This is a genomic window from Acidimicrobiales bacterium, assembly GCA_035533095.1.
In the GTDB taxonomy this organism is placed as follows: domain Bacteria; phylum Actinomycetota; class Acidimicrobiia; order Acidimicrobiales; family Palsa-688; genus DATLUM01.
The window spans coordinates 1-22,869 of record DATLUM010000056.1; the positions used below are offsets into that span (position 1 = coordinate 1).

Consider the following 22,869-nt stretch of genomic DNA (forward strand, 5'->3'; position numbering starts at 1 on the left):
TGCTGCTCCTGACGGGCACCAACCAGCCGAGCAACGGGTCGGCTGCCTACCTAGGGTCCCCGGTCCTCAGCCAGTCCTCAATAGGTCCTCAGAACGTCGGCAAACGGCAGTAACCGACGGTCACGGCTGGATAAGGGAAAGTCCTGGTGAGAGGCCCTTTCCAAGCAATAACGGCAGGTCGCGGCCCTGGCCGTAATACTTCCGCTACAAGTAGATCGCGACTGGGCCTGGCCGGTCGCGCGCCGATCAGCCGAGGTCCTCGTCCTCGTCGAGGAGGCCGTTCGCCGCGGCCAGCGCGGTTGCGGCCCTGACCGCCTCCTCGTAGACCGCTGTCAGGTGCCGCTCGACCACCGCTGGGTCCAGGGCGAGCGGTGCCGCGCCGAGCGACCTCACCAGCGCGGCCGGGTCCGGGGTGGGACGGATCCGAACGCCCTCGCTCGCTTCGGGGCTCGACTGTCCCCAGAACTTCTGCTCCGCGAGGCGGCGGCTCGCGGCGGGCCGGCGACGCTTGCTCATGCTGCCACCTCCTCGCCGCTCTCGTCGGTCGACTCTTCCTCGACCAGCTGGTCCTCGCGCAGACCGAGCACCGAACGCAGTTGCGCCGCGTCGAGATCGCCGAGGCTGCTGCGGGCCGGGAGCACCATGCCGGCGACGCGCCTCTTGCCGGCGACGATCTCCTCCACCCGCTCGTCCACCGTGCCTGGGCACACCAACCGGTGGCACATGACGGTCTTGTCCTGGCCGATCCGCCACGCGCGGTCACGTGCCTGGTCCTCGACGGCGGGGTTCCACCACCGGTCGTAGAGCACGACGTGGTTGGCAGCGGTGAGGTTGAGCCCGGACCCTCCTGCCTTGATCGACAACACCAGGGCTCCGGGCCCGGTGCCTTCCTGGAACTTGGTGATGAGCGAGTCCCTGACCGTACGCGAGAGTCCGCCGTGGTAGCAGCCGATCTTGACACCGGTCCTCTCGCTGAGGTGCGTCGCCATGCGCTCCCCCCACCTGGCGAAGTGGGTGAAGATGAGGATGCGCTCGCCGGCGGCGAACACGTCGTGCACGAGTTCTTCGAGCCGGGCGAGCTTGCCGCTGCGCGCGACAAGGGTGTCCTGCTCGTCCTCCGCGCCGAGGTAGGCCGCCGGGTGGTCGCAGATCTGCTTGAGGGCGGTGATCGCCGCGAGCACCTGGCCCTTTCTCGCGTTCGAGTCCCCGTCGAGCCCGCCGGCAATGAGCCTGTCGATGACGGCCTGGTAGAGACCGATCTGCTCGGCAGTCATCGAGCAGTGGTCGAGCTTGTCAACCTTGTCCGGAAGCTCCGCGGCGATCTCCGGCTCGTTCTTGGTGCGGCGGAAGATCAACAGACCGTTCAGAGCGCGCAGCGCGTTCTCCTCGGAGGCTCGTGCCGCTGATCCCGCCTGAGGGACGGGTGCGACACTCGCATCAGTGTTGCGAGACAGCTTCTCGATGAACGCGTTGCGCGGGCCAACCAACCCGGGATTGGTGAAATCGAGAATGGCCCAGAGGTCGCCCAGCCCGTTCTCCACCGGGGTCCCGGTGAGGGCGATTCGCGAATGGGCCTGCAGCCGCCGGAGCTCGCGCGCGGTCTCGCTTTGGTGGTTCTTGATTACTTGTGCCTCGTCCACGACGACACGGCGCCACGTGATCGCCGACAGCGCGTCGATGTCGCGCACGGCGGTCGCGTAAGTCGTCAGAACCACGTCGGATGTCGCGGCGAGCCTGCCGATCGACTCGCCTTCGGCTCGGCGCGGGCCGTGGTGCATGGACACCTTCAGTCCGCGGGTGAACCTCGCCGCCTCCTCCGCCCAGTTGCCGAGAACCGCGGGCGGGCAGATGACGAGTGTGGGGCCGTGCCCGTGATCGACGAGCAGATGCGCGAGGAGAGTGGGCGTCTTGCCGAGGCCCATGTCCATCGCGAGGCACCCGCCCAGACCCGCACGGTCCAGGAACCCGAGCCAACTCGCAGCCTCCGCCTGGTAGCTGCGGAGCTGGCCGTTGAAACCGTCGGGCGTGTCTATCGGCGCCGGCGCGTGGGTCGTGGCACCGCGCAGAAGGTCCGCCGCCCAGCCGCTTCCGTCGACCCTGACCGCACCGCCGAGCGCGGTGCCCTCGAGACCTATGGCCTGGCGGATCACCGCCGCACCGGAAAGCTGGGTGATCGACGAGCGTTCGGCCAAGGCAGCAGCAGCAGCAGCAAGGTCGGCACGATCGATGTGAACCCATCGACCTCGTACCTTCACGAGCGGCTGCGCCTCACGGGCCAGTGCTGCGATCCCCGCTGCGTCTAGTTCCACGTCGTCGAAGAACACGGACCAGCGCACGTTGGCAAGCTGCTGCACGCCGACCTGCGACGGTCCTCCGATCGCGTCGGCGTAGAGACGCAGCTGCGGGCTCGGCCGGCGAGCCGAGACCTTGGGGAGCATCACATCGAAGCCGGCGGGGCCGAGGGCCTGGCCGATGTTGAACATGAGCTCCACCGCCTCGTCGCCGTCGAGCACGACCTGCCCGCGTCTCGTCGACGGGCGACGCAGCGCGGGGATGAGGCGCTCGAGCCGGCGCAGCTGGGCTTCGACCTGCTGCGACTTGGTACCGGACGCAACGACCAGAGCGTGTTCCACCGGCATCGGGTGCTTGTCCACGCCCGTCGCTTCGACGGACAGCTGCCACCCGCCGTCGAATTCCGGTGGGTCGAGCCTTACGAGCAGACCGACGCGGTGATTCGCGGTGACTGGTGCCGCCCATCGCTTGAGGTCCTCGCCGACTCTCGACGCCGGCTCGGCGTCGGCGACGAACGGTCGACCGTCCAGACCCGAGAGCACGGCCTCCGCTATCTCGGCACGAGTCCGGGAATGCGGGGCTGCAGCCGGAGCGACCAGCCGTCCCGCCCCGGCCCTCGAAACGGCGTCGACGACCGCGGCGAGCAGCGAACGACACACGGCATCCGACTGCAATCCCGTCTGCACCGCACCGACCGCGCCCGGCATTCGGGTCACGAGCCCGTGGAGGCGTTCGCGGGAGATCAGGGCCGGAACCCAGCGGACGCGGTGACGCGACCCGGTCGGCTTCGTAGCGGACGCACCTCCCGACGACGTGCCTCTGATCACCGGAACCATGCGGCCTTGTGCGACCAGCTCGGTACCCCAGAGGGCGACCTCGCCCATCCAGCGGAGGCTCGGTGCGACACCCTCCCGCACGTCTCCCCCGCCGATGCCCACGAGCCACCCGAGGGTCTGCGACAGCGGCGCCGATAGGGCGTCGCACTGCCCGCCGGGGGTCGCGACGGAGGCGTGGCGCTCCCAGCCGATACCCGCTGCGTCGGCCTTCGCGAGGAGCTCGTCGAGGTCGTCCGGTCCGGGAACCGCGCCGGGACCGCCGGCCCACACGACCACGCGTCCCTCGCCCCAGGAAGCCTGGAGCAGGCAGGACCCCGGCTCGGACTCCTCGGGGGCAGCGCCGTCCGCGCTCGCGGCGGTCTCGGCGCCGGCTGCACTGTTGTGGTGGGGTCCGGCACCGTTGCCGCCCGCGGGCCCGAGAGCGGGGAGGTCGATGGTGTCCCCGGCGACCCGCAGCAAGGCGGCTGACAGTCGCTGCCGCTCCTCGTCGAGGTCGGAAAGGACCTGCTGACGTTCCTCTCCGGCGATCGAGGCGGCCGCGCGGAGCGCGTCGTCGGTCTCGTGGATCAGGAGTCGCAAGGCCGCGGCCCAACGGAGGGGATCGGCTCCGAGCGCGACGCGCTCAGCGTCGGAGGCCCACCCTCCGGCGTCGGCAGCAACCGCTGCTTCCCAGGCGATACGGTCCAGCTTGTTCTCCACTCTCTTTCTGACGGTGGGACGGACCCAGGACCAGGCTTGCGCTGGACGGGCCGGCCCGCCTTGCAGGCCTGCCCGGTGGTTCCGATTCCACCAACTGGCCCCGGGCTGGCCCGGGGTCCTACCGGTTTAACCTGCTAGGGCTTCCTTCCATTCCCGGCCCTACTGCTCTACCCAAATTCCCCTCGGGCTGCGGCCGCCAGCCGCGCGCCCGGAGACTTACGTCGTCCCCTGCGCATACTCACTGTAGCCCCGGCTGGGTCGCGAACGCCAGCATCCTCGGGTGCGGCTAGCTGGCGACCCGCGCCTCGACCATCCGTCGCATGCCGTCCTTCCAGTGGACCCGGGAGGGCCCGATCAGCTCGTTCATCAGGGTGACGTCGACGGCCACGCTCGGCAGCGCGAACTCGGTCTCCTCGAAGACGGGTTCGGAGCCGACGAGCTCCCCCAGGTACCGGCACCATTCCTGGACGCTGACGACGTCGGGGCCGGCCCAGTTGACCGTGGGTGCGGGCACGTCTGCGATGCCGAGGAGGAGCGGGATCTGGCGGATGATGTCGTCGCTGTGGATGGGCGAGTACACGCTCTCCTCTCCCGGCAGCACCTGGATCGGCTGACCGGAGAGGATGCACTCGAGGTGGATCGAGGGCCAGGCGATGCACTCACCGAAGGGAACGTTGAGCCGGGCGATCACTGTGGGCAGACCATGCAGGCGCGCGCTGAGTCTCGCAACGACCTCCGCCGCGATCTTCGAGATGCTGTATGTCGGCAGCAGAACCCTGTGGTTGTCACCGAGAGGATCTGTCTCGCGCATGGGGTGAGGGCCATTCTCCTGGTACACGCCCGTCGAGGAGCAATGCAGGAACGCCTTCGCGTCCCGGCAGTGGGCCATCAGCAGACCGAGGTTCTCGGCGTTCGACGCGAGCGCGGAGGGGAAGTCGGGGGCGTGGGTGACCGCCAGGTTGATCACGTAGTCAAGCCCCTGCGGGAGGACCGATAAGTCCGGCTCCGACAGGTCGAGGGCCACGGTCGTGACGCCCGCGCTTTCGAGCGACTTCCTGGCGTTCGCGTCGCGGAACCTCGCGGCGCCCCACACCTTGCTGTTCTTGGCGAGGTGACGGACGATGGGCGATGCGACCATTCCGGTCGCGCCGACCACAAGGATCTTCTTCCCGTCGAGGTCCACGCCTGTCATGCCGGCCTCGCTGCCATCATCTCTCCCAAACTGACGAGGCTGGCCGTCGCGCCCCCGAGCGTCAGCTCGAGTTGCTTCGCCGCGAGGAAGTAGCGGTGGAGCGGGTACGAGCGATCGACTCCGACGCCGCCGTGGATGTGCTGTGCGGCGTGCACAACGCGCTGTCCGCCCTCGGCGGCCCAGAACTTGGCGATCGCCACCTGCTCGTCGGCCTGCCGGCCGTCCGATAGCCGCCACACAGCCTGGCGGGCGGTGAGCTGGACCGCCTCGGCGTCGATGTACGCGTCAGCGGCTCGCTGGCCCACTGCCTGGAAGGTGGCGATCACGCGCCCGAACTGCTGGCGGCTGGCGGCATATGTCGCGGTGAGATCGACCGCGGCCTTGCATGTACCGGCCATCAGGGAACAAAGACCGGCGGTCGCGCGAGGCAACAGCCACTCCAGGATCTCACGGCCGGCGCCTTGACCGCCGAGGATCCGATCGCCGGTGACTGTCACGCCGTCAAAGTCGAACCGGGCTTCGGGGATGCCCGTCGTCGTCTCCAGTCGGGTGAGGCTCACACCCGGCGCGGATGGGTCGACTACTAAGATGCTGACCTCCCCCTCGCCTGTCGCGGCCGGCACGAGAACTTCGTCGGCGACAGAGCCAGCCGCCACGCAGATCTTGGTGCCATGGAGGATCCACCCGGCCCCTTCTCGGTGCGCGGTGGTCAGCGGACGGGTCGGGTCTGTCCCAGCCTCTATCAGCGCGGCAGTGAGGATCTTCTCGCCCGTGCAAAGCGGCGGAAGAAGCTCGCGCCGGATCTCAGGCGACCCGAACTTCGCGACCGGAAGCCCACCGAGGACCAGCGCGGCCCATAGCGGGACGGGCGCGGCGGCCAGACCGGCCTGCTCCAGGAGCATCGCGACCTCGGCGAACCCGTAGCCGCTCCCGCCGTCGGACTCGTCCACCGCGAGACCGAGGAGGTTGGCGTCGGCCAGAGCGGCCCACAGCGCGCGGTCGAATCCCTCGCCGGCAGCCTGCACCTGCGCTCTGCGTTCATCGGTGAGATGGCCGGTGAAGACCTTCTCCACGGACTCGACGACCGCCGCCTGCTCTTCGCTCAACGAAAAGTCCATGCTTCACTCCTACCTGGACGCCCGGGGGAAGCCGAGGCCGAAAGTCGCGATGAGGTCGCGCTGGATCTCGTTGGTGCCGCCGCCGAAGGTGAGGATGAGGAGACTGCGGTAGGAGCGCTCGAGGTGGCCGCGCACCGAGTCCGGGGAACCATCGCGCAAGTAGCCGCGCTCACCGATGATCTCGAACAGGAGCCGGAAGGCCTCGAGGTAGAACTCGGTCCCGAACACCTTGACGCTGGACGCGTCCGCCACGTCGAGCCTTCCCTGCGTAGCGGTCCAGGCGACCTTCCAGTTCATGAGCCTCAGGAACTCGAGGCGCGCCCTCACGCGAGCCAGGTTCAGTTGTACCCACTGCTGGTCGATCACCCGCGACCCGTCTGCGAGCTTGTTCTCCTGTGCCCACTGGTGGACCTCGGCCAGGGTCCTCTCGATGATCCCGGGCGAGCAGAGCGTCACCCGCTCGTGGTTGAGCTGGTTGGTGATCAGGGTCCAGCCGTTGTTCTCGCCTCCCACGAGAGCGCTGGCGGGGACCCTGACGTCGTCGAAGTAGGTCTGGTTGATGTCGTGCTCGCTCAGGAGGTGCATCGGCGTCAACGAGATCCCCGGCGTGTCCATCGGCACCGCGAAGATCGATATCCCCTTGTGCTTCTTGGCCTCGGGGTCGGTGCGTGCAGCAAGCCAGATGTAGTCCGCGCCGCCGGCGAGGCTGGTGAATACCTTCTGGCCGTTGATGACGTACTCCTCGCCGTCGCGCACGGCCGAGGTCACCAGAGCCGCGAGATCGGTCCCTGCGCCCGGCTCGGTGTAGCCGATGCAGAAGTGGATCTCGCCTTTGAGGATCTTGGGCAGGAAGTGCGCCTTCTGCTCGTCGGTCCCGAAGTTCATGATCGTCGGGCCGACGGTGTTGATGGTCAGCATCGGTACCGGGGCGCCGGCGCGCATCGACTCGTCGAAGAAGACGAACTGCTCGATTGCCGACCGGCCCTGGCCGCCGTACTGCGTCGGCCAGCCGATCCCGAGCCATCCGTCCTCGCCCATCTGGCGAACGACCCGGCGTAGCGCCGGGCCGACGCCGTGGCTGGCTGCGAGTTCGGCCTCGACCTCAGGCGTCAGCAGCCGTTCGTAGTAGGAGCGGAGCTCGCGCCTGAGGCTCTCCTGCTCGTCGGTGTACGCGAGATACACGGCAACCCTCCCTCCGGCGAAACCATATAAGAACGCGTTCTAGTTCGCCAGTCCCGCGGCTGCCTCCCGCTGGTCGGGACCCTCAGGGTTGTGGCCGAATCCGAATTTCGTTCTACTTGTGGGCAGTGGAGGCGAACCTGGCTGATCTGTTCGAGTTCGCGGTCGACCATTTCGGGGACCGCGAGTACATCGTCGCCGAGGGCAAGCGGCGGACTTACGCGGAGATGGAGGCCAGGGCCAACCGCCTGGCGCATTATCTGGCGGAGCAAGGGGTGGGGCCGGGCGACCACGTGGGCATCTACGCGCTGAACTCGGTCGAGTGGGTCGAGGCCCTGTGGGCGATCTTCAAGCTTCGCGCCGTGTGGATCAACATCAACTACCGGTACGTGGCGGACGAGCTGCGTTACATCTTCACGAACGCCGACCTCGTCGGGCTGATCCACGCCCGCGAGTTCTGCCCGCGCGTCGCGGAGGTGGAGGACGTCCTCGGCGGTTTGCGCTTCACCTTGGTGATCGAGGACGGCTCCGGCCATCAGGACGTGCGCTCCGACGCTGTCGACTACGAGAAGGCACTCGCGTCGCAGTCACCCGATCGCGACTTCGATGCGCGCTCGGGCGACGATCGGTACATCCTCTACACGGGCGGCACAACCGGGATGCCGAAGGGTGTCGTCTGGCGCCAAGAAGACGTCTTCTACGCCCTGGGTGGCGGCATCAATGCCATGACCAACGAGCGCGTCGCCGACCCGGGCGACCTGACCCGCAATGCGGCGGCCGGGTCTCCTCTCACGTTCTTGCCGGTCGCGCCTCTCATGCACGGAGCGAGCCAGTGGGGCGTGATGGGCCAGAGCTTCTCGGGCAACAAGATCGTGCTCGTGGCTCGTTTCGACGCCAAACGGGTCTGGCGCCTGGTGGAGCAGGAGAGAGTGAACTCGTTGTTCATCACCGGCGACGCGATGGGCCGTCCACTCGTCGAGGCACTCGACGAGCCAGGCGCTTCGTATGACACCTCGTCGTTGGTGTCGATCAGCTCGACGGCGGCTGTCTTCTCGCCCTCGGTGAAGGAAGACTTCTTCCACCACTTCCCCAACCTCTACATGACCGACTCGATCGGCAGCTCCGAGGGCGGGGCGAACGGTGTGTCCTTTGTGACCCCGGGCAGCACAGCCATGAAGGGCGGTCCGACGGTTAAGAGCCTCCGGGACACGGTCGTGCTGGACGAGAACGGCCGCATCCTCGAACCAGGGTCGGGGGTGATAGGCAAGGTTGCCCGAACCGGGAACATCCCGATCGGCTACTACAAGGACCCCGTCAAGACAGCAGAGACCTTCCTGACGATCGACGGGGTGCGCTACGCGGTGCCGGGCGACTTCGCGACTGTCGAAGCGGATGGGACGCTCACGCTGCTCGGGCGCGGCTCGGTTTCGATCAACTCCGGCGGCGAGAAGATCTTCCCCGAGGAAGTCGAGGCCGCGCTCAAGGCCCACCCTGCGGTGTTCGACGCCACGGTCGTCGGGGCGCCGGACGAGCGCTGGGGCCAGTGCGTCGCCGCGGTAGTGCAGGTCAGGCCGGGCCAGGACGTGTCGCTCGAGGAGCTACAGGCCCACTGCAGGACGCGCATCGCCGGCTACAAGATCCCGCGCCAGCTCAACGTGGTCGACGAGATAAGGCGCTCGCCGAGCGGGAAGCCCGACTATCAGTGGGCAAAGGAAGTCGTCGCCGGGCCCTAGCGCGGCTTCGCCTCCCCGGACAGAAGGAACCTGGCGGCGAACTCGAGTTCCTCGCCGATGCTCGCCACGGCGCGCCATCCGTGAACCCATCCGATCAGCGCCGTGAACCACACGTTGCAGAGGATCCGCACCACCGCGTCGCGCCGGGCTGGCTCCACGCCTGACAGGGCCCGGTCGAAGATCCGGATGAGGATCTCATGAACCTCTCCCTGGTAGCGACCGATCCCCGGATCGGGGCTCGCGACCGCCGTGACCAGCGCAGAGCTGATCATCTGGTTGCGCTCGACGGCCGCGCTCGCGCGGCGGACCACCTCCACCACCCGCTCCTCAGCGGTCTCCCCCGAGGGAGGCCGCTGCTCGAGCCGCCGCTCCAATTCAGAGGTCCAATCCACCAACGCGGCCGCGAGCATCTGGTCTTTGGACTCGAAGTATCGGTAGATCGTTCCCAGAGCCACCTTCGCCCGCGCCGCCACGTCGCGCATCTGCACGACCTCGTAGCCTCCCTCGGACGCGAGCTCCACCGCGGCGGCCACCATCCGGCGGCGGCGTTCGGCCTGGTTCGCGGAGAGACGCTCACCTTTGGGAGGAAGCGCTCGCTCGTCCCCGGGCTCTGTGTCCACGGCGGGGCGTGGTGAGCTCACAACGTGATCCCGCCGTCCATGGTCACGATCGATCCCGTCATGTAGTGCGCCTCGTCGGACGCCACGTAGGCGAACAGGGAGGCCAGGTCCTCCGGCTGGCAGAACCCCATCGGGGACATGTACCGGGTCAGCCGGTTCATGTCCGCCCCCTCGGGCAGGTCGGCGAAGTCCTTGATGATCGGTGTGTCCACGCCACCCGGGCAGATGGCGTTGATCCTGACCTTGCGGTCCCAGTACTCGATTGCGAGAGCCTTGGTGAGCATCACCACCCCGCCCTTCGACGCGCAGTACGCCGCCTGGTACGGCTGGGCCATCACGCCCGACGTGGACGCCGTGTTGACGATCACGCCACCCCGGTCGAGCATGTGCCGGAGAGCCGCCTGGCACACCAGGAACGTCCCGGTCAGGTTGACCCCGATGATCCGGTCCCAATCGCCGGCTGCCATGTCGACGCTGTGGTAGAAGCGCCCTATCCCTGCGATGTTGCAGACCACGTCGGGCTGCCCGTACGCGGATACTGCGCGTTCGACCGCCTCGGCGACGCTGTCGGGCTCGGAGACGTCGCACGCGAAGCCGGCGGCGCGGCCGCCAGTGTCGGCGATGGTCGCTGCAGTGGCTTCGACCGCCTGTGCTGCCATGTCCAGACACGCCACCGCGGCCCCTTCGGACCCCAACCGGATCGCAGTTGCCCGGCCTATCCCTGAAGCAGCTCCGGTGACGATGGCGGTCTTGCCGGCGAAGCGGCTCACGGGGCGTACCTGACGGGGAGCTCCTTGATGCCGTTGATCCACGCCGAGCGCAGGCGCCTCGCCGGACCTGCCGGGGCCACCGAGGGCATATGGTCCGCGATGGCGTTGAACATCAGGTTGATCTCCATCTTGGCGAGGTTCGCCCCGAGGCAGTAATGAGGGCCGCCGCCGCCGAAACCGAGGTGGGGGTTGGGGTCCCGGGCTATGTCGAAGCGCTCCGGTTCGTCGAACACCTCGGGGTCGAAGTTGGCGGCGCTGTAGCAGATGCCGACCCGCTGGCCCCTCTTGACCTCGACGCCTCCCAGAGTCGTGTCCTCCAGGGCGGTTCGCTGGAACACGATCACGGGCGTTGCCCAACGCACGACCTCGTCTGCGGTGGTCGCCGGCCGTTCGGCCTTGTAGAGCTCCCACTGGTCCGGGAACTGGAAGAAGCCCATCATCCCGTGAGTGATCGCGTTGCGGGTGGTCTCGTTGCCGGCCACCGCCAGAAGCAGCACGAAGAATGCGAACTCGTCGGAGGTGAGACCCCGGCCGTCGACATCGGCGGATACGAGCTTGGTCACGATGTCGTCGCGGGGATTCTCCGTACGGTCCTGGCCCAGCGCCATCGCGTAGTTGATCAGCTCGGCGGACGCGACGACCGGATCGATGTCGTACTCGGGATCGTCGTAGGCGATCATCTGGTTCGACCAGTCGAAGATCTTCGCCCGTTCCTCCTGAGGCACTCCGATGATCTCGGCGATCGCCTGCAGCGGGAGCTCCGCGGCCACTTCTGTCACGAAGTTGCCGCTCCCACGCGAGACAGCTTCCTTGACGATCGCCTCGGCGCGCGCCGAAAGGGCCTCCTCGATCATCCGGATCGCCCTGGGGGTGAAACCGCGCGAGACGATCCGCCGCAGCTTGGTGTGGTCGGGGGGATCGACGTTGAGCATCATCAGGCGCTGCATCTCGATCTCGTCGCGCGAGATCCCCTCCATGAACCTGACGACCGCTGTGTTCTCCCAGCTCGAGTACACCTCCGGCTTCAGAGAGACCTCGCGCACCTCGGCGTGCCGGGTGACCAACCAGAAACCCTCGTCGTCGAACCCGCCGATGCCGCGCCGCTGCGCGTTCCATGCGACGGGCGCGGCGGTGCGGAGCTTGGCGAACTCCCCGTACGGGACGCCCGTTTCGATCAGGTCGGGGTCGGTGACGTCGAATCCAGGGGGCAACAACAGCTGCGAGCTCACCTCGTCCTCCAGCGCTCCCAAGGCGAGTGGTGCCTTGGCAGCTTTTAGATCACGTTCTATTTTCGGTCGAGCGTAGCAGACCGGCTTCCTGGGACCGCCGGGCGCCTTACCTGCGCTGGAAGTTCGGGACCCTCTTCTCGGCGAACGCCTTCGGCCCCTCCTTCGCGTCCTCGCTGGCGAACACGGCCTGGCCGCGTGGCCACTCCTCGGCAAACGCGTCCGCCTCGGTCAGGCCGCCGGAGGTGCGCAGGGTCCTGAGGACCGCTTCCACCGCTAGCGGTCCGTTGAGGCAGATCTGGTCCGCAATCTCCTTCGCCTTTTCCAGCGCCTTGCCGTCGGGGACCACGTGGCCGATGAGTCCGAGTTCCTTGGCTTCGGCCGCCCGGATGTGCTTGCCGGTGAGAAGGATCTCCGCTGCCGCTGTGTAGGGAATCTGGCGTGGGAGCCGCACCGCGGATCCGGCCATCGGGTACAGCGACCACCTAACCTCGGACACGCCGAAGCGCGCGCTCTCGCCTGCCACCCTGATGTCGGTCCCGAGGAGGATCTCGGTCCCGCCGGCGATCGCGACGCCTTCCACCGCCGCGATGATCGGCTTCGGTGGCCGGTCCACCTTCAAGAACCCTCGCCAGGCCAGATCCGGGTCCGCGGCCATGCGCTGCGCGGCGTCCGGGCGCGCTTCCTCCTCATCCGCGTCGCCGGCCATGGCCTTCAGGTCGGCGCCCGAAGAGAAGTTGCCTCCCGCCCCGGTGAGGATGATGCACCTGATCGAGTCGTCGGTGGCCGCCTCGGCGTAGGCCTCCACCAGGGTGACCAGCATCGTGCCGGTGAACGCGTTCATGCGCTTCGGGCGGTTGAGAGTGAGCACCATCGTTGCGCCGGAACGCTCGACGATCACTTGGGGCACGGAGGTTCCTCCTTGATATAGGCACGGTCTTCGACTCTCTCCGATATGCGCCATCCCGCCGGCGTGCGCACGAGCTTGTCCCGGTACCACAGGCCGCACACCAGAAGGTGCGGGTCGTCGCCGCCGCGCAGCACCATCGGGTTGTGGCAGATGGTTCGGGCGGACGCGGTGTCGCCGTCGATGTCCACCACGCTCGACCCCACGAGGTGCTGGGAGACCTCGAACATCGGCATCGCCTCGGCGAGGAAGCGCTTGATCTCCTCGAGCCCGCCGGCGGCCCCTCCCATGGCGCTGTAGTCGATGTGCGCGTCCGGGGTGAAGACGCGGTCGAGCGCGTCCCAGTCCCGCTGGTCGATCGCTTGCGTGTAGCGGGCCAGCAGGTCCTGGATCTCTATCCGGTCGGATATCTCCTGAAGATCGAGCACGTCAGTCCTCCTCCAAGGTCGGTGCAACCGGCTTCCCGGACGGGTTCGTAGACCTCAGAAGATGCTTGAGCACCTTGCCGGCCGCGTTGTGGGGCAATTCGGAACGGACCTCGAGGTGCGTCGGAACCTTGAAGGCGGCGAGCTCCTGCGCGACCCACTTTTGCACCTCGGGGAGGTCCACCGTCGCTCCCGGGCGGGTCACCACAACCGCCTTGACCTCCTCCCCGAGCACCCTGTCGGGGACCCCGATCACCGCCGCTTCCGCGATCGCCGGGTGCTCGATGAGACGGTTCTCTATCTCGATCGGATAGATGTTCTCGCCGCCGCGCACGATCAGATCGGCCCCGCGGCCCTCGAGGAAGAGAAGGCCGCGTTCGATTCGCCCGAGCTCGCGGGTTCGGTACCAGCGGTCGGCGTCCAGCGCGGCCTCCGTCGCCTCCGGATCGTCCCAGTAGCCGGAGAAGTTGCTGGGACCGCGCAGGCAGATCTCTCCCACCTCGCCGGCGGGCAGCACCTCGCCTTCGGGGCCGCGCACGCAGATCTCGTATCCGGGAACGGGCGCGCCGACCGCATCGGGATGTTCCACCGCCGCCCGGCCATCCTGGTGCGTCCCGGCGCCGCACGTCTCGGTCATCCCGTAGCCGGTCGCCATCCTGGTGACCTGAGGCAGCTTCTCCCGCACGGCGCGCCAGAGCTCCGGCTGGAACGTCGACCCGCCTCCGCCGATCCTGCGCAAGGAAGAAAGATCGAACTCGCCGAGGCGCGGGTGCTCGAGGATCCGCCACAGCTGGGTCGGCACGATCGACCACGCAGCAGCGCGGAACCTCTCGGTCATCTCCATGTGCACCTCCGGGTCCCAGCGCCCCGCCGGCGGGTACGCGATGGTGGCGCCGATGAGGGACCCTCCGATCAGCGCTACGGAGAAGCCCGAGATGTGGAACATCGGAGAGACGCCGATCGAGCACTGCTGGCCGGTCTGCGGCGGGCCATCGCCGGAAGCACCGAACGTCCCCTGGCTAGAAGCCAGTTCCAGGATTGCCCCTACCTGACCCTGCAGCGCCGCCTGCATCATCATGTTCACGTGGTTGCGGTGGGTGAGCACCGCGCCCTTGGGCCGCCCGGTCGTCCCGCTCGTGAACAGGATGCACAGGGGGTCGTCCTCGGCGATCTGGTCGAGGGGTAGGGACCTGTCATCGCCGCGTTCGACGAGTGAGTCGAAGTCGTCCTCGATGCACACGAGCGGAACGTCGATCGATCCGCCGGGGAGCCTCTCCAGGCGCCGGCGGTCCCCGAACACCAGCTTCGGGCGCGCGAGGCCGATCCCGCGGAGCATTTCCGGTCCCGTCCACCAACCGTTGAGCTCCACGACGACGGCGCCGAGACACACGGTCGCCCAGGCGATGATGGCGTGACCGGGAATGTTGGCCGCGACGATGCCGACCCGGTCGCCCGGGCCGATGCCGAACCGGTCTGAGAGGGCACTCGCCATCCGGCGGACCGGTTCGTGGATCCCCCTGTGGGTGTAGGTGCGGTCGGGGAAGATCAGAAACGGCTGCTCGCCGAAACGGTCGGCTCCGAACTCGAGCATTTGCCGAGCCGAACGTGGGCGGCGGGCGAACACCTGCATGTCGGCGCCGAGGACGTTCTCCTCGCGCATCTGGAACGGTGCGCCAGGTCCGGTGAGCGCGTCTCTTGCCTGGTCGGGAAGAAGCCGGTCCTCGTCCCAGCGAAGGTACGCGAGCCCCGGTGTCACTCCCGGTCGAGCCCGAGGATCCGGGCGGCGTTGTCGTGAAGGAACTTGGGCCAGACGTGGTCGCGGAAGGGCACGGACGGCATCTCCGTCATGATTCGCTCCAGGCTCAGACCCATCGGGTAGTAACCGGCGTACAGCACCTTGTCGGCGCCCCGCGTGTTGGCGAAGTCCACCACCGCCTTGGGGTAGTACTTGGGCGCGAAAGCGGAAGTGCAGTAGTGGAGCCCGGGCCATTTGAGCATCAGCTTGACGGCGAGCTCCTCCCACGGTTCGCATCCGTGCATGGTGACGAAGGTCAGGTCGGGGAAGTCGAACATCACCTCGTCGATGAGCTCGACGTGCTGGCACATTCCCTTCAAACGCGGGCCCGGTATGCCGGCGTTGACCCACACGGAGAGTCCCAGCTCCACGCACTTGGCGTAGATGGGGTACATCTTCTTGTCGTTGATCGGGACCTGGGGGAAGGTCCCCGCCGGGAACACGCTGACCGCGCGCGTGCCCAGCTCCCGGTGGTCGTCGACGATCTTGCGGATGGCGTCCATCCCTTGGTTGGGGTCGACGCTGGTTCTGCCGACGAACCGGTCGGGGTGCTCTCTCAGCGCCCGGTCGGAGACCCCGTCGCGGGGCGTTCCGACTACCCCGACGGCAATTCCGTAGAGGTCCATCTGCTCGAGCGTCGAGGCGACGGGATCGATGTCGCCGGTGCGGCCCTCGGGCACGTCTTTGAACATGTACTCCGCCGGGAAGCGCATGTTCTCCTTGGACTCGCGGTCCTTGGTCTGCCGGCGTATGAAGCCGTACGTCTCCCCGAAGTCCTTGACGGGGAACCCGATCATGGTGTCGATGATCGGCTGGCCCTCGGGCATGGCCATATCGGCTCCTTCACTCCTGGTCTCGTCGGCTCTGCAGAGGGGCCCCGCACCGACCCGGGCCCCCTTGGGGTGGCTACGCTAGAATCAGCTTCCAGCTGAAGTCAAAGGGACCCGTGCCCGGCGCACGCGGGCCCTGCCTCCCAGATCCTCCGAACACACCTTCGACCAGAGAGAGGTGGCGAGAGTCCGCCCAGTGTCCAAGCGAGCCGCCACCAGAGTCACCGCCCCACCGCTTCCGGACACCCTTTCCAGCACCCAGCGGGAACGCCGGGACCGGATCGTGCAGGCGGGACTGACGCTCCTGCGAACCCACGAACACAATCAGATCCAGATGAAGGACGTGGCCGCGGAGGCCGAGGTGGCTCTAGGAACCGTCTACCGCTATTTTCAGTCCAAGGACCACCTCTTCGCCGAGGTCCTGGCGGCTTGGGGCAGCCAGCTGCGGATCAACGTGGAGCGCAAGCCTCTCAGGGGGACCACCAACGCGGAGCGGCTCACCGACGTCCTGCACCGTTCGATGAGAGCCTTCCAGGGGTGGCCCCAGCTGGCCCGGGTGGTCATGACGCTCGAGGCGTCCGACGACCCCTTCACCCGTGAGATCTTCGCCCGCAACATGGCCCGGAACAACGACGTATACGTCGAAGCGGTGCAAGGTCTCCCCGAGAACCTCACCCGCGACGTGGTCCGGGTCGCGACCTCGGTGTTCGACCTGCAGCTGAGGCAGTGGGTGGTCGGGGCCCAGTCGATCGCCGACGTCTACGACCGGATCAGCAAATCGGTATGGATCATCCTCGAGTTCTCCGAGCGCCTTCCCGCCGAGTCACTCGGCCACGCGGCGCTCGCCTGACGCAGGATCAGCGCCACCGAGAGCCGGCACAGAAAGGACCGAATTGCCGATCAGAACGGATATCCGCGACCAGGGAATCGCCGAGGTGGTGATGGACTGCCCGCCGGTCAACGCGCTCAGGGTCGCGGAGTGGTACGGCCTGGCTGAGGCTCTTACCAGTCTCGGCCGCGACCCTGGCGTGAGGGTCGTCGTCCTGCGCGCCGAAGGCAAGGGGTTCAACGCCGGTGTCGACATCAAGGAGATGCAGGACAAGGAGGGTTTCGAGGCGCTGATCGGAGCCAACCGGGGTTGCTTCGCCGCGTTCGCCGCCGTCTACGACTGCGCGGTCCCTGTCATCGCCGCGGTCCACGGATTCTGCCTCGGCGGTGGCATCGGCCTGGTGGGCAACGCCGACGTGGTCGTCGCCTCCGACGACGCCTATTTCGGCCTTCCCGAGGTGGACAGGGGGGCCCTCGGCGCCGCCACACATCTGAGCCGTCTGGTACCCCAGCACAAGATGCGGGCCATGGTCTACACATCCGCGACGGCATCAGCCGCCGAGCTTCTCTCATACGGCAGTGTCTGGAAAGTGACGTCACGCTCCGATCTGATCCTCGAAGCGACCTCGCTCGCAGAAACGATCGCCGCCAAGTCCCCGACCGTCATCCGCGCGGCGAAGGAGTCGCTCAACGGGATCGACCTCTGGGACGTGAAGCGCTCGTACCGCTACGAACAGGGCTTCACCTTCGAGCTCAACCTCTCCGGGGTTGCCGACGAGCACCGTGACGCGTTCGTCGCCAAGCGCGACACCGACACGACCCGATGAGCGACACCCGGACGATGAGCAAGGTGATCACCGAAGAAGAAGTGGTTGCCCAGCTTGCAGATGGCATGACCATCGGCATCGGCGGTTGGGGAAGCCGCCGCAAGCCGATGTCGATCGTGCGGGCGATCGCACGCAGCGACCTGCGCGACCTGACGATCGTGAGCTTCGCCGGCCCCGACCTCGGCCTGTTGTGTGCATCAGGCAAGGTTTCGCGCGCGCTGTACCCGTTCGTCTCGCTCGATTCGATCGCGCTCGAACCGCATTTCCGTGTTGCCAGGCAGAACGGCATGATCGAGGACGTTCCCTGGGACGAAGGCATGTTCGTGTTGGGACTGCAGGCAGCGGCGTGGCGGGTCCCGTTCCTTCCCAGCCGGGTCGGCCTCGGCAGTGACCTGTTGGTGCACAATCGGATGCTCCAGACCGTCCGATCCCCGTACGAGGATCAGATGGAGCTGGTGGCGGTACCGGCGATCCGCCTGGATGCGGCCATTTGCCATCTAAACCGATCCGACGCCCGAGGCAACGCCGCGTTCCTCGGACCCGACCTCTACTTCGACGACCTGTTGCTGCGAGCTGCGCCCACGCGGCGCTTCATCTCCGTCGAGAAGGTCGTGCCCACCGCGGAGCTCGCGCGAGAAGCCGGGACCGAGCTTCGCCTCCGCATCGCCAGGATGATGGTCGATGGCGTGGTCGAGCGCGCGGGCGGTGCGCTTTTCACTTCGTGCGTACCGGATTACGAGCGCGACGAGGGCCTGCAGAAGGAGTACGCCTCGGCAGCCAGGTCGGCCGAGGCGTGGGACGCTTTCAAGAAGGAATGGGTCGACGTGAGCGAGGAAGAGTTCCAGGCGAAGGTGCGCGCCCGATGATCGCCGACCTGGTCACCCGAGCGGAGGTGTGCATCGTCGCGTTGGCCGAGTGCTTCCGCGGCGATGGCGAGATCGTCGCCAACCCCATCGGGACGATCCCGATGATCTCTGGACGCTTGGCGCGCGCCAGCTTCGAGCCGGACCTGATGGTCACCGACGGTGAAGCCTCTCTCGTGGCAGGAGACGAAGCGTTCGCATGGCCGAACGGAAAGATCGTCGAGTACTACAACCCCTACCGCTCGATGTTCGACGTGGTGTGGTCCGGCAGGCGCCACGTCGTGATGGGTGCCTCGCAGATCGACGCCTACGGCAACCAGAACTTCGCGGCCATCGGATCGGACTACCACGCCCCCAAGACGCAGCTGATCGGGTTCCGCGGAGCTCCGGGGAACACCGTCAACCACGCAACGAGCTACTGGGTGTCAGGGCACTCCCCCAGAGTGTTCGTGGACAAGGTCGACGTGGTCACCGGTGTCGGATGGGACCGCGCGGAGGCGGCAGGGCCGGGAGCGACCGAATTCTTCGATCTCCGCCGAGTCGTCTCGAACCTCGCGGTGCTCGACTTCGGGGGTCCCTCGCACAGGATGCGGCTGCTCAGCGTCCACCCCGGGGTCACCGTGGACGAGGTGGTCGCAGCGACCGGCTTCGAGCTGGCAATGGCTCCCGACATCATGGAGACCCGGTTGCCCAGCGCGGAAGAGCTGAGGCTGATCAGGGAAGTGATCGATCCCGACGGGCTGCGCCGCACAGAACTACCCGACTGAATGGGATCCCGGACTGACGAGACGGAAGAGGTAGAGATATGACGATGAGAGTGCCTGCCGTCGAAGGTTGGCTGACGGTGGACGACCAACCGGCGCTCCTGGGAAGGAAGTGCCCGAGCTGCGGCACCTACATGTTCCCGCCCACCGGCGCCTGGTGCCCCAACCCGTCCTGCAGCTGCGACGAGCTAGAGACCGTTGCGCTTTCGCGGACCGGGACGGTGTGGAGCTACACCGACGCCCAGTATCAGCCCCCCGCCCCTTACGTCTCCCCGACCGATCCGTACAAGCCTTTCGCGATCGCCGCAGTCGAGCTCGCCGAGGAGCGCCTCGTCGTGCTCGGGCAGGTAGCCAGCGGGTACGGGGTCTCGCACCTGCATGTCGGTGCGCCCGTCGAGCTGGTCGTGGAGCCCCTCGATTACGCGGACGAGCCGGACAAGATGGTGTGGCGCTGGAGGCCCACCTCCCCTGATGCCACAGCCGGCGGGGGGGGTGAGCCTCGATGAGCGGCGACGTCGCGATCCTCGGAGCGGGGATGCACCCCTGGGGCAAGTGGGGAAAGCCATTCGTCACCTACGGCGTCGCTGCCGCCCGGGCAGCTCTCGAGGACGCCGGAGTCGCCTGGAGCGACGTGCAGTTCGTCGTCGGTGGTGAAACCGTCCGCAACGGCTACGGCGGCTACGTCGCCGGATCAACGATCGCCAGGGCGCTCGGATGGAACGGCGCCAGGGTCGCGACCTGCTACGCCGCGTGCGCATCCGGCTCGGCGGGGATAGAGGCCGCCCGCACCCGCATACTCGCCGGGCTGTGCGACATCGCCCTGGTGGTCGGAGCCGACACCACACCCAAGGGCTTCCTCGCCCCGAACGCCGGTGAGCGCTGGGACGACCCGGACTGGCTCCGGTTCCGCCTGATCGGAGCGACGAACCCCGCGTACTTCGGGCTGTACGCCCGAAGGCGGATCGACTTGTACGGCGCGAGCCCGGCCGACTTCGCCGCTGTCAAGGTGAAGAACTCCCGTCACGGGCTGCACAACCCCTACGCCCGGTACCGCAAGGAGGTGTCCGCTGACGAGGTCATGGAGTCCCCAGTCGTCGCGGACCCGCTGAGACTGCTCGACATCTGCGCCACCTCCGACGGGGCGGCGGCAGTCGTGCTCGCGTCGATGGACGCGGCCCGCCGCCTGGGGGTGGCCAACCCGGTTCGCATCAGGTCGGTATCCACCGTCTCCCCCACCTTCCCCAACACCGTGGTCGATCTGCCCGACATCGCGACCGACTCGGCTGCGGCGGTGCCCGCGCCGGCGCTCAGCTTCCGCGAGTCGATAGCCGCGGCGGCCTACGAAGAAGCCGGTCTCGGACCGGAGGACCTCTCGCTCGCCGAGGTGTACGACCTGTCCACTGCGCTCGAGCTCGACTGGTACGAGGACATCGGGCTCTGCCAAAAGGGTGAGGCCGAGAAGCTCCTGCACGAAGGAGTGACCACCCTCGGGGGTCGCGTCCCGGTGAACCCATCAGGTGGGCTCGCGTGCTTCGGCGAGGCGGTGCCGGCGCAGGCCGTGGCCCAGGTCTGCGAGGTCACCTGGCAGCTGCGCGGGCAGGCAGGCGAACGCCAGGTGGAGGGGGCCAAGGTGGGTCTCACCATCAACCAGGGGCTCTTCGGGCACGGGTCCTGCGTGATCCTTTCCAAGTGAGTCTCGACCCGGCGGGGGCCCTGCGCACCCCGGCGTGCGATCTGCTGGGGGTGCGCTACCCCATAGTGCAGACCGGTATGGGCTGGGTCGCCGGCGCGCGGCTGGCAGCGGCAACCTCGAACGCCGGCGGTCTCGGAATTCTCGCGTCGGCGACGATGACCTACGGGCAGCTCGAGCGCGCGATCTCCGAGGTGAGGGAGCGCACCTCCAACCCCTTCGGCGTGAACCTTCGCAGCGACCATGCCGACGTCGAGCGGTTCGTGGCGTTGCTGGTTCGCGAGGAGGTGAGGGTCGCCAGCTTCGCCCAGGCCCCGAGCGCCGCGATCATCGGCAGGCTGAAGGACGCCGGGATCGTGACCATGCCCACGATTGCGGCACCCCGGCACGCCGAGAAGGTGGCCGCACTCGGTGTGGATGCGATGATCGCCCAGGGTCACGAGGGTGGCGGCCACACCGGCCCGATCCCGACGAGCCTTCTTCTTCCGAAGGTCACCGCCGCGGTCGACGTGCCCGTGTTGGGTGCCGGCGGTTTTCACGACGGGAGGGGGCTCGTCGCCGCGCTCGCGTGGGGTGCCGCCGGAATCGCGATGGGGACCAGGTTCCTGCTCACCAAGGAGAGCACGGTGCCCGACGAGGTGAAGGCCCGCTATCTCGCAGCAGCGTTGACCGATACGGTCGTCACCCGTTCGATCGACGGCGCCCCACAGCGGGTGATCCGGACCGAGCTGGTCGACCACCTCGAAGGCAGGTTCCGCCCCGCGGCGGCGATGCAGGCGGTCGCCAACGCGTTGCGGTTGAGGCGCCTGACCGACACGTCCTTGCGGGCCCTGGTCAGGGAGGGGCTCGCCATGAAGCGCAACGGGGATCTCACCTGGGCGCAGGTCGCCATGGCGGCCAACGCGCCGATGCTCACCCGAGCAACCATGGTGGAGGGGCGCCTCGAGGCCGGCATCCTCCCCACCGGTCAGGTCACCGGCCTGATCGAGGAGCTACCTACGGTCTCCGAGCTGATCGAGGAGATCGTCCGAGAAGCGACCGCGACGATCTCCTCGCTCGCCGGGAGAGCGAACCCCGACGAGCGTTAGGCCCAGCCTCGGGAGCCGGCTGGTCAGCCCAGGCGCTCGATGATGGTGACGTTCGCCTGGCCGCCACCCTCGCACATGGTCTGCAGGCCGTAGCGCCCCCCGGTCCTCTCGAGCTCGGCGAGCAGCGTCGTCATGAGGCGTGCTCCCGTGGCGCCGAGCGGATGACCAAGCGAAATAGCCCCACCGTTGACGTTCACCTTCGCGTGTTCGGCCCCGGTGTCGGCCAGCCACGCCAGCACGACTGAGGCGAACGCCTCGTTGATCTCGACCAGGTCGATGTCGTCGAGGCTCATTCCGGCCTTCTCCAGCGCGTACGCGGTCGCGGGTATCGGCGCCGTCAGCATCCACACCGGGTCGGCTCCCCGGACGCTGATGTGATGGATGCGCGCGCGTGGCTTCAGCCCGTGAGTCGCGAGGCCCCGCTCGTTGACGATCAGCAATGCCGCGGAAGCGTCGGATATCTGGCTGGACACCGCCGCAGTCAGCCGCCCGCCTTCGACGAGCGTCGGCAACGACGCCATCTTCTCCGGCGACGTCCCCCTCCTCGGCCCCTCGTCTTCGGTGACTCCCGCGACGGGGACGATCTGGGTTTCGAATCTCCCTTCGTCGATCGCCCTGATAGCCCGTTCGTGCGATTCGAGGGCGAAGCGCTCCATGTCCTCGCGGCTGATCTCCCACTTCGCGGCGATCATCTCCGCGGCGCGGAACTGCGAGACCTCCTCGCCTCCGTAGCGCGACTTCCAGCCCTCGGAACCGGAGAACGGGTCGTCGAATCCGTAGGCCTGCCCGGCGAGCATGGCGGCGGTGATCGGGATCTGGCTCATGTTCTGCACCCCGCCCGCGACCACCACGTCGCTGGTTCCACTCAGCACCGCCTGAGCCGCGAAGTGGACGGCCTGCTGGGAAGAACCGCACTGGCGGTCGATGGTCGTGCCCGGTACCTCGTCCGGCAACCCTGCAGCCAGCCAGCACGTCCGGGCGATGTCACCGGCCTGCGGGCCGATGGTGTCGACGCAACCGAAGATGACGTCCTCAACGGCGGCGGGGTCGACACCGGTGCGTTCCATCAGCGCGTTGATCGCCGCCGCGCCGAGATCTGCCGGGTGCACGCCCGACAAGCCGCCCCCTCGCTTGCCAACCGGCGTGCGGACAGCGTCGACGATGTAAGCCTCGTTCATGGGGTTCCT

21 protein-coding genes are annotated in these 22,869 nt (G+C 67.7%); 8 read left to right on the forward strand and 13 right to left on the reverse strand.

The annotated features are described in order from the left end of the window. Nucleotides 1–246 precede the first annotated feature (246 nt). The 5 genes from VNF71_07315 to VNF71_07335 all read right to left on the reverse strand — a co-directional run bounded on the left by VNF71_07315 (nt 247) and on the right by VNF71_07335 (nt 7,319). Entirely contained in the window at nt 247–516 is a 270-nt protein-coding gene (locus VNF71_07315; GenBank protein ID HVA74359.1) for a hypothetical protein, read from the reverse strand. Beyond that, nucleotides 513–3,827 carry an SNF2-related protein gene (locus VNF71_07320; protein ID HVA74360.1) on the reverse strand — a complete coding sequence of 1,105 codons (3,315 nt, stop codon included), beginning with the start codon at nt 3,825–3,827 and terminating at the stop codon, nt 513–515. Before VNF71_07320 ends, VNF71_07315 begins: the two co-directional genes overlap by 4 nt. Before the next feature lie 286 nt (nt 3,828–4,113). Next, on the reverse strand, nt 4,114–5,019 hold the full coding sequence (locus VNF71_07325) for an NAD(P)-dependent oxidoreductase (protein ID HVA74361.1): 906 nt from the start codon (nt 5,017–5,019) through the stop codon (nt 4,114–4,116). Then, nucleotides 5,016–6,137 carry an acyl-CoA dehydrogenase family protein gene (locus VNF71_07330; protein ID HVA74362.1) on the reverse strand — a complete coding sequence of 374 codons (1,122 nt, stop codon included), beginning with the start codon at nt 6,135–6,137 and terminating at the stop codon, nt 5,016–5,018. The genes VNF71_07325 and VNF71_07330 overlap by 4 nt, the downstream gene beginning before the upstream one ends. A gap of 9 nt (nt 6,138–6,146) precedes the next feature. Next, nucleotides 6,147–7,319 carry an acyl-CoA dehydrogenase family protein gene (locus tag VNF71_07335; GenBank protein ID HVA74363.1) on the reverse strand — a complete coding sequence of 391 codons (1,173 nt, stop codon included), beginning with the start codon at nt 7,317–7,319 and terminating at the stop codon, nt 6,147–6,149. A gap of 125 nt (nt 7,320–7,444) precedes the next feature. Here VNF71_07335 and VNF71_07340 point away from each other — a divergent pair, with 125 nt between their 5' ends. Continuing rightward, on the forward strand, nt 7,445–9,049 hold the full coding sequence (locus VNF71_07340; GenBank protein ID HVA74364.1) for an acyl-CoA synthetase: 1,605 nt from the start codon (nt 7,445–7,447) through the stop codon (nt 9,047–9,049). Here VNF71_07340 and VNF71_07345 read toward each other — a convergent pair. The 7 genes from VNF71_07345 to VNF71_07375 form a co-directional block, all read right to left on the reverse strand. Next, a complete protein-coding gene (locus tag VNF71_07345) occupies nt 9,046–9,690 on the reverse strand; it encodes a TetR family transcriptional regulator (protein HVA74365.1) in 645 nt (214 codons plus the stop codon). The genes VNF71_07340 and VNF71_07345 overlap by 4 nt on opposite strands. Next, a complete protein-coding gene (locus tag VNF71_07350; GenBank protein ID HVA74366.1) occupies nt 9,687–10,439 on the reverse strand; it encodes an SDR family NAD(P)-dependent oxidoreductase in 753 nt (250 codons plus the stop codon). Before VNF71_07350 ends, VNF71_07345 begins: the two co-directional genes overlap by 4 nt. After that, nucleotides 10,436–11,689 carry a cytochrome P450 gene (locus tag VNF71_07355; GenBank protein ID HVA74367.1) on the reverse strand — a complete coding sequence of 418 codons (1,254 nt, stop codon included), beginning with the start codon at nt 11,687–11,689 and terminating at the stop codon, nt 10,436–10,438. Before VNF71_07355 ends, VNF71_07350 begins: the two co-directional genes overlap by 4 nt. A gap of 85 nt (nt 11,690–11,774) precedes the next feature. Further along, a complete protein-coding gene (locus VNF71_07360) occupies nt 11,775–12,575 on the reverse strand; it encodes a crotonase/enoyl-CoA hydratase family protein (GenBank protein ID HVA74368.1) in 801 nt (266 codons plus the stop codon). Continuing rightward, nucleotides 12,563–13,000 (reverse strand): nuclear transport factor 2 family protein, encoded by a 438-nt coding sequence (locus VNF71_07365; protein HVA74369.1) that lies wholly within the window; start codon nt 12,998–13,000, stop codon nt 12,563–12,565. Before VNF71_07365 ends, VNF71_07360 begins: the two co-directional genes overlap by 13 nt. A 1-nt stretch (nt 13,001) precedes the next feature. Continuing rightward, a complete protein-coding gene (locus VNF71_07370; GenBank protein ID HVA74370.1) occupies nt 13,002–14,753 on the reverse strand; it encodes a class I adenylate-forming enzyme family protein in 1,752 nt (583 codons plus the stop codon). Next, nucleotides 14,750–15,625, reverse strand: coding sequence for an amidohydrolase family protein (locus tag VNF71_07375; protein HVA74371.1), 876 nt, complete (start codon nt 15,623–15,625; stop codon nt 14,750–14,752). The genes VNF71_07370 and VNF71_07375 overlap by 4 nt, the downstream gene beginning before the upstream one ends. A gap of 193 nt (nt 15,626–15,818) precedes the next feature. Here VNF71_07375 and VNF71_07380 point away from each other — a divergent pair, with 193 nt between their 5' ends. The 7 genes from VNF71_07380 to VNF71_07410 are packed head-to-tail and all read left to right on the forward strand — an operon-like array spanning nt 15,819 to nt 21,682. Continuing rightward, nucleotides 15,819–16,472 (forward strand): TetR/AcrR family transcriptional regulator, encoded by a 654-nt coding sequence (locus VNF71_07380; protein ID HVA74372.1) that lies wholly within the window; start codon nt 15,819–15,821, stop codon nt 16,470–16,472. A gap of 43 nt (nt 16,473–16,515) precedes the next feature. Next, a complete protein-coding gene (locus VNF71_07385) occupies nt 16,516–17,277 on the forward strand; it encodes an enoyl-CoA hydratase family protein (protein ID HVA74373.1) in 762 nt (253 codons plus the stop codon). Continuing rightward, nucleotides 17,274–18,143, forward strand: coding sequence for a CoA-transferase (locus VNF71_07390; protein HVA74374.1), 870 nt, complete (start codon nt 17,274–17,276; stop codon nt 18,141–18,143). Before VNF71_07385 ends, VNF71_07390 begins: the two co-directional genes overlap by 4 nt. After that, complete coding sequence (locus VNF71_07395) at nt 18,140–18,907, forward strand: CoA-transferase (GenBank protein HVA74375.1); 768 nt, start codon at nt 18,140–18,142, stop codon at nt 18,905–18,907. Before VNF71_07390 ends, VNF71_07395 begins: the two co-directional genes overlap by 4 nt. Before the next feature lie 38 nt (nt 18,908–18,945). Then, a complete protein-coding gene (locus VNF71_07400) occupies nt 18,946–19,410 on the forward strand; it encodes an OB-fold domain-containing protein (protein ID HVA74376.1) in 465 nt (154 codons plus the stop codon). After that, nucleotides 19,407–20,597 (forward strand): lipid-transfer protein, encoded by a 1,191-nt coding sequence (locus VNF71_07405; GenBank protein ID HVA74377.1) that lies wholly within the window; start codon nt 19,407–19,409, stop codon nt 20,595–20,597. The genes VNF71_07400 and VNF71_07405 overlap by 4 nt, the downstream gene beginning before the upstream one ends. Next, nucleotides 20,594–21,682 carry a nitronate monooxygenase gene (locus VNF71_07410; GenBank protein HVA74378.1) on the forward strand — a complete coding sequence of 363 codons (1,089 nt, stop codon included), beginning with the start codon at nt 20,594–20,596 and terminating at the stop codon, nt 21,680–21,682. The genes VNF71_07405 and VNF71_07410 overlap by 4 nt, the downstream gene beginning before the upstream one ends. A 23-nt stretch (nt 21,683–21,705) precedes the next feature. Here VNF71_07410 and VNF71_07415 read toward each other — a convergent pair whose 3' ends face one another. Then, on the reverse strand, nt 21,706–22,860 hold the full coding sequence (locus tag VNF71_07415; protein HVA74379.1) for an acetyl-CoA C-acetyltransferase: 1,155 nt from the start codon (nt 22,858–22,860) through the stop codon (nt 21,706–21,708). Nucleotides 22,861–22,869 lie beyond the last annotated feature (9 nt).

Bases quoted from the DNA above. Each gene is read 5' to 3' on its own strand.
- VNF71_07315 (HVA74359.1), bottom strand. From the start codon at position 516: ATGAGCAAGCGTCGCCGGCCCGCCGCGAGCCGCCGCCTCGCGGAGCAG.
- VNF71_07330 (HVA74362.1), bottom strand. From the start codon at position 6,137: ATGGACTTTTCGTTGAGCGAAGAGCAGGCGGCGGTCGTCGAGTCCGTG.
- VNF71_07390 (HVA74374.1), top strand. From the start codon at position 17,274: ATGAGCGACACCCGGACGATGAGCAAGGTGATCACCGAAGAAGAAGTG.
- VNF71_07400 (HVA74376.1), top strand. From the start codon at position 18,946: ATGACGATGAGAGTGCCTGCCGTCGAAGGTTGGCTGACGGTGGACGAC.
- VNF71_07405 (HVA74377.1), top strand. From the start codon at position 19,407: ATGAGCGGCGACGTCGCGATCCTCGGAGCGGGGATGCACCCCTGGGGC.
- VNF71_07395 (HVA74375.1), top strand. From the start codon at position 18,140: ATGATCGCCGACCTGGTCACCCGAGCGGAGGTGTGCATCGTCGCGTTG.
- VNF71_07415 (HVA74379.1), bottom strand. From the start codon at position 22,860: ATGAACGAGGCTTACATCGTCGACGCTGTCCGCACGCCGGTTGGCAAG.
- VNF71_07375 (HVA74371.1), bottom strand. From the start codon at position 15,625: ATGGCCATGCCCGAGGGCCAGCCGATCATCGACACCATGATCGGGTTC.
- VNF71_07325 (HVA74361.1), bottom strand. From the start codon at position 5,019: ATGACAGGCGTGGACCTCGACGGGAAGAAGATCCTTGTGGTCGGCGCG.